Below are 7,699 nucleotides of genomic sequence, written 5' to 3'. Positions count from 1 at the left end.
GATTCGAACCCGTGTTACCGCCGTGAAAAGGCGGTGTCTTAACCCCTTGACCAACGGACCATCTATCTGTAGCAGATATAACCATTATATCAATTTCTTACTAATTGTCAATCACTTTTTAGATTTTTTCTCTAGAATATCTTTTAGTTTGCGGACTTTTAAACGGGTAATAGGACAACGATGATCTTCATAAAAAACAACTTCTAAATTCTTTCGATCAATTTCTCTCACATTTCCCACATTGACAAGGAAAGATTTATGGGAGCAATAAAATCGCTGGGTATGTTTGTCCTTTTCCTGAATATCTGTCATAGTTCCATAGAATTCTTTAGCAAAATTCTTACCAATAATCCGAAGTTTATGAGAAACTCCTGTGGTTTCGATATACAAAATGTCATGGTAAGGAATTTTCAAATCATTTCCTTTATAGTTGTAATCAAAATAGTCTACAACATCTTCGTTTTCAAGCAGCATGCTCTTAGTGTAAAAAATACTCTGCTCGATGCGTTTTTTGAACAATTCATCATTGATATCTTTATCAACAAAATCTAGGGCTGATACCTGGTATTTGTACGTTAAGGTAGCAAATTCAGATCGACTAGTAATAAAGACAATAATAGCATAAGGATTGTGATGACGGATAAACTGAGCCACTTCAAAGCCTTTTTTCTCGATTCCATGAATATCGATATCTAGGAAATAAAGCTGGTTTACTTCATCATTTTCGATATATTCCTTAAACTCACGAACTTTTCCTGTTGTCTTATATGAAATAGGAATATTCGATTCTTCCGAGATTTCATTCAATATTCTCTCTAGTCTCACTTGATGTTCAATAACATCTTCTAAAATTAATACTTTCATTCGAATTCCCTCTTAAATCTAATAATTTGTCTAAATGTGTTGTCTTCCATCTCTGTTTCTAAAATAATGTTGTCATACTTATCTAAAATCTCTTTAACATTATTAAGTCCTAAACCTCTATTTCTTCCCTTGGTAGAGAAACCTAAGGCAAATAGATCCTCTGAAGGCGTCATAGTGATTTTGCATGAATTCTGGATAACTATAACTGTTTCAAAATCCATTTTAATGACTGCAACTTCCATTTGTTTCAAATAACTATCTGCAGCCCCTTCAACAGCATTGTTTAATAAAATGCTCATTATACGAACAAGATCAAGTAAATCTATTGACAGTCTAGTAATGATATCCTTTACTTCCAATGTAAACTCTACATCATTTTTTCGTGCATAGACAATCGATTGAGCAATTAAACTTCGTAAAGCAGAATCTTCTATATTATTTAAATCAAAGTAAGTATATTTTTCTGACCTCAATTTCTGATTTGCTTTTACTAGGACTTCATTGTAAACCCTGTTAATTTCTTGTAAATCTCCACTGTCAATCGCCATTTGCATGCTAACAAGCATCCCTGCATAGTCATGACGAAAACCTCGAATTTCATTATACAACTCCACAATTTCATCAGTATAAGTCTGTAAATGTTTTTGTTCAAATTTCTTTTGTTTTAGAGCAATCTCTTTTTCAATTTGAACCTTGTGAGAATTCATTGCAAAGAAAATCAATAACAAGCAAATAAAAACAATGGTTGATAAAATACTTCCGAAGCTATTTAAATGATGAGTTGTACTTACTATATCTGAAATAAACAATAAGATATGCAAACCAAAGAAAGCAACTATTACTTTTTTTAAAAAAGGATACAGATAATCTTTATCAAAATATTTAATATCCAGATGAAAATAACGAATTATTATTAGAATAGAAAAATAAGTCATCAACAATACTACGAAAAGAAATGTACTTTTATAGTGTAATACTACTTCATCTCCTGTTATAGAAGATAAGGTTACGGATATAAAAGTATGAGTACTGTGATATAATAAAGATAATAGTAAACTGATAAAAATAGCTTTGTATTTTTCAGACTTCTTTAACTTTCTTAAATAAAGGTACACAACCAAAGGAAATAAAAATTTAGACAAAGCAAAACTATTAGAAAATACTAGTGTAATAATTTCTTCAAGTATAAAAACTGAGATGCATGTATAACAGAAAAAAACAATTTGTTCTTTTCTATTTATTTTACAGATCCATTCATAAATTTTGCTAATAATGATAAAATAAAAAATAGCTATCCCTAATCCAAATAAATCCATTACTCTCTACCTTTATTTCATTACTTTCTTCTTGGAAAAATAAGATTACGAATTGTTTCTGAAATTCTCCAATCTCCACCCCGAATCTCCTGCAATTCTGCCTCTGTTACCTCTTTAAATTGTTCCAACTTTACTGTATTTTTCATAATGAAATCTCCTGTATTATTTTTCCTTGTAAGTTAACTTACACACCTATTATACAAAATGAAGACCATGTAAGAAAAAATTCTTCCCAACTGTACATTTTTGCACCTGAAACGCACTTTTTTAAGAAAAAAGCTGGGATTTACCCCAGCTTCGCATCTAAAATTGATCCCAGCAGGATTCGAACCTGCGACCGTTCGCTTAGAAGGCGAATGCTCTATCCAGCTGAGCTATGAGACCTAACATGACCATTCTATCAAAAAACAAGAGCTAAGTCAATCTTCTATTTGTGGTAAGGAGAACCCTGCTGAATTGTAAAAGCACGGTAAATTTGTTCAACTAAAACCAATCTCATTAACTGATGTGGTAATGTCAGACGTCCAAAACTGACAGAAAGATTGGCCCTATTTTTTACAACAGGAGCTAGACCCAAACTCCCTCCAATGATAAAAGTAAGTGTTGAATATCCTTTGATAGAAGCTTGCTCTAGTTGCTTACTAAATTCCTCTGAGGAGAGTGTTTTTCCTTCAATGGCTAGTACAACGACAAAGTCTCTTTCTCCAACCTTAGAAAGAATTCTTTCACCTTCTGTTTCCAAGATTTTTTGATTTTCTAATTCACTGGCTTTGTCAGGTGTCTTCTCATCAGTGAGCTCAATCATTTCTAATTTGGCGAAACGTGAAATTCGTTTGGTATATTCAGCAATTCCATCTTTAAGGTATTTTTCTTTTAATTTTCCTACTGTTACAATTTTTATTTTCATTCTTCTATTCTATCATATCCACACTTCATTTCACATCTTATACACAAAAAAATCATTCAAAATTACTAGTGAATTCACAGAATAAAGCGAGTTATCCACAACTTGTGTAAAACTTTAAGCTTTTAAGTTTGGATTAAGTTAATAGGTTTATAATCTGAGTAAATAAATAACAAACGGAGGCGTTTATGAAACACTTACAAAAATTTTACAAAAAAGGAGTTAAAGTTCTAGCAATCATTCTAATCGGATTTTTAAGTGGTGCCTTAGGAAGTTTCGTAACATTACAACTTTATCAAAAACAAGGAAATCAAGCTACGAATAATAATTCTGGCACTGTCACTCAAACATCCTATAAAAATGAAAACTCAACCACTCAAGCAGTAAATAAAGTTAAGGATGCTGTTGTCTCAATCATTACTTATTCTTCTTCTAGCAGTAGACAAAGTAGTGTATTTAATGGTGATGAAACTAATTCTGATTCAGACAATCAACAAATCGCAAGTGAGGGATCAGGTGTTATCTATAAAAAGGATGATAAAGATGCCTATCTTGTAACTAATACTCACGTTATCAATGGAGCTTCAAAAGTTGATATCCGCTTAGCAGATGGTACCAAGGTTCCTGGTGAAATTGTCGGATCTGATACCTTCTCTGATATTGCTGTCGTTAAAATTTCTTCAGAAAAAGTTACAACAGTAGCAGAATTTGGGGATTCAAGTCAACTTAGTGTTGGAGAAACAGCGATTGCTATCGGTAGTCCTCTAGGTTCAGAATATGCTAATACAGTTACACAGGGAATCATCTCGAGTCTTAATCGAAATGTTTCTCTAAAATCTGAAGATGGTCAAGCTATTTCAACAAAAGCCATTCAAACAGATACGGCCATTAATCCTGGTAACTCTGGTGGTCCACTTGTAAACATTCAAGGACAAGTAATTGGTATAACATCAAGTAAAATTGCAAGTAATGGTGGAACATCTGTAGAAGGTCTTGGTTTTGCAATTCCTTCAAACGATGCACAAAATATCATTAAACAGCTTGAAAGTGATGGTAAAGTAACTCGTCCTGCCCTTGGAATTCAAATGGTCAATCTATCAAATGTTGGAGCTAGTGATCTTAGAAAACTTAACATTCCAAGTGGCCTCACTTCAGGTGTAGTTGTTCGATCTGTTCAAAACAATATGCCAGCAAATGGACATCTTCAAAAATACGATGTCATTACCAAAGTTGACGATAAAGAGATTGCTTCATCAACAGACCTACAACACGCTCTTTACAATCATGCTATTGGAGATACTATCAAAGTAACCTACTACCGTAATGGTAAGGAGGAAACAACCTCAATTAAACTAGATAAGAATTCTAGTGATTTAGAGTCTTAATTGACATCAGTGTAAAGAAAACTTTACAGAAAGTAAAAGATATGTTAGTGTAGAATCATGGAAAAATTTGAAATGATTTCTATCTCTGAAATACAAAAGAATCCTTACCAACCTCGGAAAGAATTTGATGCAGATAAACTAAAGGAATTAGCTCAGTCAATCAAAGAAAATGGGCTTATCCAACCAATCATCGTTCGTCAATCTCCTGTAATTGGTTATGAAATCCTTGCAGGAGAGAGACGATATCGAGCTTCTCTCTTGGCTGGTCTGACCTCTATTCCAGCCGTTGTAAAGCACCTCTCAGATCAGGAAATGATGATCCAGTCAATCATTGAGAATTTGCAGAGAGAAAATTTAAATCCTGTTGAAGAAGCACGCGCCTACGAATCTTTAGTAGAAAAAGGATTTACTCACACTGAGATAGCAGATAAAATGGGGAAATCTCGTCCTTATATCACTAATTTTATTCGTTTGCTTTCCCTACCAGAATATATCTTAACTGAAGTAGAAAATGGAAAAATTTCTCAAGCGCATGCACGTTCACTAGTTGGTTTGGATAAGAAGCAGCAAGACTATTTCTTTCAACTAATTAAAAATGAAGACATCTCTGTGAGAAAACTAGAAGCACTTCTTACAGAGAAAAAACAAAAGAAGCAAAAAAAAAGTGATTCTTTCATCAAAGACGAAGAAGATAAATTAAAAAAACTACTCGGTTTAAGTGTAGAAATTAAACTTTCAAAAAAAGATACTGGAAAGATTATTATCTCCTTTTCAAGTCAAGAAGAATACGATAGAATTATTAACAGCCTGAAATAAGGCTGTTCTTTTATTTTCTCAACTCACAAATTTATCCACCAATTTTTTTATCAATAACCCTATTAAATCAAGGATTTTCCTATTTATCCCCAACCTGTGGATAAATACTACTAACATTGTGGATTCTTTTCCCCAATCTGTGGAAAAATCCTACTATCTATGGTAAAATAAGTCTAGCACTAAACTACTAAAATCATAGTAAAGGAGGAAAACTAGTTGAAAGAAAAGCAATTTTGGAATCGTATTTTAGAATTTGCTCAAGAAAGATTGACACGATCTATGTATGATTTCTATGCTACACCTGCTGAACTCATCAAAGTAGAAGAAAATACAGCTACTATATTTCTACCGAGATCAGAGATGGAAATGGTGTGGGAAAAGCAATTAAAAGATATTATCATTGCTGCTGGTTTTGAAATTTATGATTCTGAAATCAAACCTCACTATATTTTCACTAAACCTCAGAGCACAGAATCTCCTCAGGTAAATGATACGAATAGTGTCTCTACTTACGATTACACACCTGCACTACCAACGATTCCCTATTCCGAAACAGGGTTAAAAGAAAAATATACCTTTGATAACTTTATTCAAGGTGATGGAAATGTTTGGGCGGTGTCTGCTGCACTAGCGGTATCTGAAGATTTAGCTCTGACCTATAATCCTCTTTTCATCTATGGAGGACCTGGTCTTGGAAAGACTCACTTACTCAATGCGATTGGAAATGAGATTTTGAAAAATATTCCTGATGCGCGTGTCAAGTACATTCCTGCCGAAAGCTTTATCAATGACTTTCTTGAACACTTGCGACTTGGAGAAATGGAAAAGTTCAAAAAGACTTACCGTAGTCTTGACCTCTTGTTGATCGATGATATCCAATCTCTCAGTGGCAAAAAAGTCGCGACCCAGGAAGAATTTTTCAATACCTTCAATGCTCTTCATGATAAGCAGAAACAGATTGTCCTAACCAGTGATCGAAGTCCTAAACACCTAGAAGGTCTTGAGGAAAGACTTGTCACGCGCTTTAGCTGGGGATTGACGCAAAATATCACTCCTCCTGACTTTGAGACACGTATCGCCATTCTTCAAAGTAAAACAGAGCATTTGGATTACCATTTCCAAAGTGATACTCTGGAATATTTGGCTGGTCAATTTGATTCAAATGTTCGAGAATTGGAAGGAGCAATCAACGATATCACTTTAATTGCCAGAGTGAAGAAGATTAAGGATATTACTATTGATATTGCTGCGGAAGCTATTAGAGCACGTAAGCAAGACGCCCGCCAGATACTTGTTATTCCAATTGAGAAAATCCAAACTGAAGTTGGTAATTTTTATGGAGTGAGTGTCAAAGAAATGAAGGGAACGAGACGAGTTCAAAACATCGTTTTAGCGCGTCAAGTTGCCATGTACCTAGCTAGAGAACTGACAGATAACAGTCTTCCAAAAATCGGAAAAGAATTCGGAGGAAAAGATCACACCACCGTTATTCATGCCCATGCTAAAATCAAATCCTTGATTGACGAAGACGATAATTTACGTTTAGAAATAGAAGCAATCAAAAAGAAAATTAAGTAGCTTGTGGATAACTTTTCCTTTCTTATCTTTTTTATCCACATTTTTTAAACAAGCTTAGAAGCTTAAGTTTACTAAATAGCACTCAGTTTTCCACAGAATTCACACACTCTATTATTACTATTAACTTTCTAATACTAAAAATAAATAAAGGAGAATCCATGATTCATTTTTCAATTAATAAAAATTTATTTCTACAAGCCTTAAATACCACAAAACGAGCAATAAGCTCTAAAAATGCTATTCCAATTTTATCAACAATCAAAATTGACGTTACCAATGAAGGAATTACTTTAATTGGCTCAAACGGTCAAATTTCTATTGAAAATTTCATTTCTCAAAAGAATGAAGATGCTGGTCTCTTGATCACTTCTCTGGGTTCGATTCTTCTAGAAGCTTCTTTCTTTATCAATGTTGTATCTAGTCTTCCAGATGTAACGCTTGATTTTAAAGAGATTGAACAAAAACAAATTGTCTTAACAAGTGGCAAATCAGAAATTACTCTAAAAGGAAAAGATAGCGAACAGTACCCACGAATCCAAGAAATTTCAGCTAGCACACCTTTGGTTCTTGAAACCAAACTACTCAAGAAAATTATCAATGAAACAGCATTTGCTGCAAGTACGCAAGAAAGTCGTCCAATTTTGACTGGTGTCCATTTTGTTTTGAGCCAACACAAGGAACTAAAAACAGTTGCGACAGACTCTCATCGCCTTAGCCAGAAGAAATTGACTCTTGAAAAAAATGGTGATGATTTCGATGTGGTGATTCCTAGCCGCTCTCTACGCGAATTTTCAGCGGTATTTACAGATGATATTGAAACTGTAGAGATTTTCTTT

Annotated in this window: 8 protein-coding genes and 1 tRNA gene; 4 read left to right on the top strand and 5 right to left on the bottom strand. The window is 33.8% G+C overall.

The genetic code is table 11. The annotated features are described in order from the left end of the window. Positions 1–111: 111 nt before the first annotated feature. The 5 genes from comE to rlmH form a co-directional block, all read right to left on the bottom strand. Entirely contained in the window at positions 112–864 is a 753-nt protein-coding gene (comE, locus tag GMD6S_RS07705) for a competence system response regulator transcription factor ComE (protein ID WP_000866079.1), read from the bottom strand. Next, positions 861–2,180 carry a competence system sensor histidine kinase ComD gene (gene comD, locus GMD6S_RS07700; RefSeq protein WP_000362883.1) on the bottom strand — a complete coding sequence of 440 codons (1,320 nt, stop codon included), beginning with the start codon at positions 2,178–2,180 and terminating at the stop codon, positions 861–863. Before comD ends, comE begins: the two co-directional genes overlap by 4 nt. A gap of 20 nt (positions 2,181–2,200) precedes the next feature. Further along, on the bottom strand, positions 2,201–2,326 hold the full coding sequence (gene comC, locus GMD6S_RS07695) for a competence-stimulating peptide ComC (RefSeq protein ID WP_000799678.1): 126 nt from the start codon (positions 2,324–2,326) through the stop codon (positions 2,201–2,203). Positions 2,327–2,490: 164 nt separating this feature from the next. Beyond that, positions 2,491–2,564, bottom strand: a tRNA-Arg gene (locus GMD6S_RS07690). 43 nt (positions 2,565–2,607) lie between these two features. Beyond that, positions 2,608–3,087, bottom strand: coding sequence for a 23S rRNA (pseudouridine(1915)-N(3))-methyltransferase RlmH (rlmH, locus tag GMD6S_RS07685; RefSeq protein WP_000694219.1), 480 nt, complete (start codon positions 3,085–3,087; stop codon positions 2,608–2,610). Positions 3,088–3,272: 185 nt separating this feature from the next. Between rlmH and GMD6S_RS07680 the strand changes: the two genes are divergently transcribed. The 4 genes from GMD6S_RS07680 to dnaN all read left to right on the top strand — a co-directional run. Continuing rightward, entirely contained in the window at positions 3,273–4,469 is a 1,197-nt protein-coding gene (locus GMD6S_RS07680; protein WP_000681802.1) for a S1C family serine protease, read from the top strand. 57 nt (positions 4,470–4,526) lie between these two features. After that, on the top strand, positions 4,527–5,285 hold the full coding sequence (locus tag GMD6S_RS07675) for a ParB/RepB/Spo0J family partition protein (RefSeq protein ID WP_000410357.1): 759 nt from the start codon (positions 4,527–4,529) through the stop codon (positions 5,283–5,285). 216 nt (positions 5,286–5,501) lie between these two features. After that, complete coding sequence (gene dnaA / locus GMD6S_RS07670) at positions 5,502–6,863, top strand: chromosomal replication initiator protein DnaA (RefSeq protein ID WP_000660625.1); 1,362 nt, start codon at positions 5,502–5,504, stop codon at positions 6,861–6,863. 158 nt (positions 6,864–7,021) lie between these two features. Then, positions 7,022–7,699 (top strand): DNA polymerase III subunit beta (dnaN, locus tag GMD6S_RS07665; protein ID WP_000581144.1); only part of this gene is annotated, 678 nt, incomplete at its 3' end.

This window comes from Streptococcus sp. GMD6S (assembly GCF_000297015.1).
This window is presented reverse-complemented; position numbering and strand designations above follow the sequence as displayed.

Excerpts from the sequence above, each read along its gene's own strand:
- rlmH (WP_000694219.1), bottom strand. The coding sequence starts at position 3,087 with ATGAAAATAAAAATTGTAACAGTAGGAAAATTAAAAGAAAAATACCTT.
- GMD6S_RS07675 (WP_000410357.1), top strand. The coding sequence starts at position 4,527 with ATGGAAAAATTTGAAATGATTTCTATCTCTGAAATACAAAAGAATCCT.
- comD (WP_000362883.1), bottom strand. The coding sequence starts at position 2,180 with ATGGATTTATTTGGATTAGGGATAGCTATTTTTTATTTTATCATTATT.
- GMD6S_RS07680 (WP_000681802.1), top strand. The coding sequence starts at position 3,273 with ATGAAACACTTACAAAAATTTTACAAAAAAGGAGTTAAAGTTCTAGCA.
- comC (WP_000799678.1), bottom strand. The coding sequence starts at position 2,326 with ATGAAAAATACAGTAAAGTTGGAACAATTTAAAGAGGTAACAGAGGCA.
- comE (WP_000866079.1), bottom strand. The coding sequence starts at position 864 with ATGAAAGTATTAATTTTAGAAGATGTTATTGAACATCAAGTGAGACTA.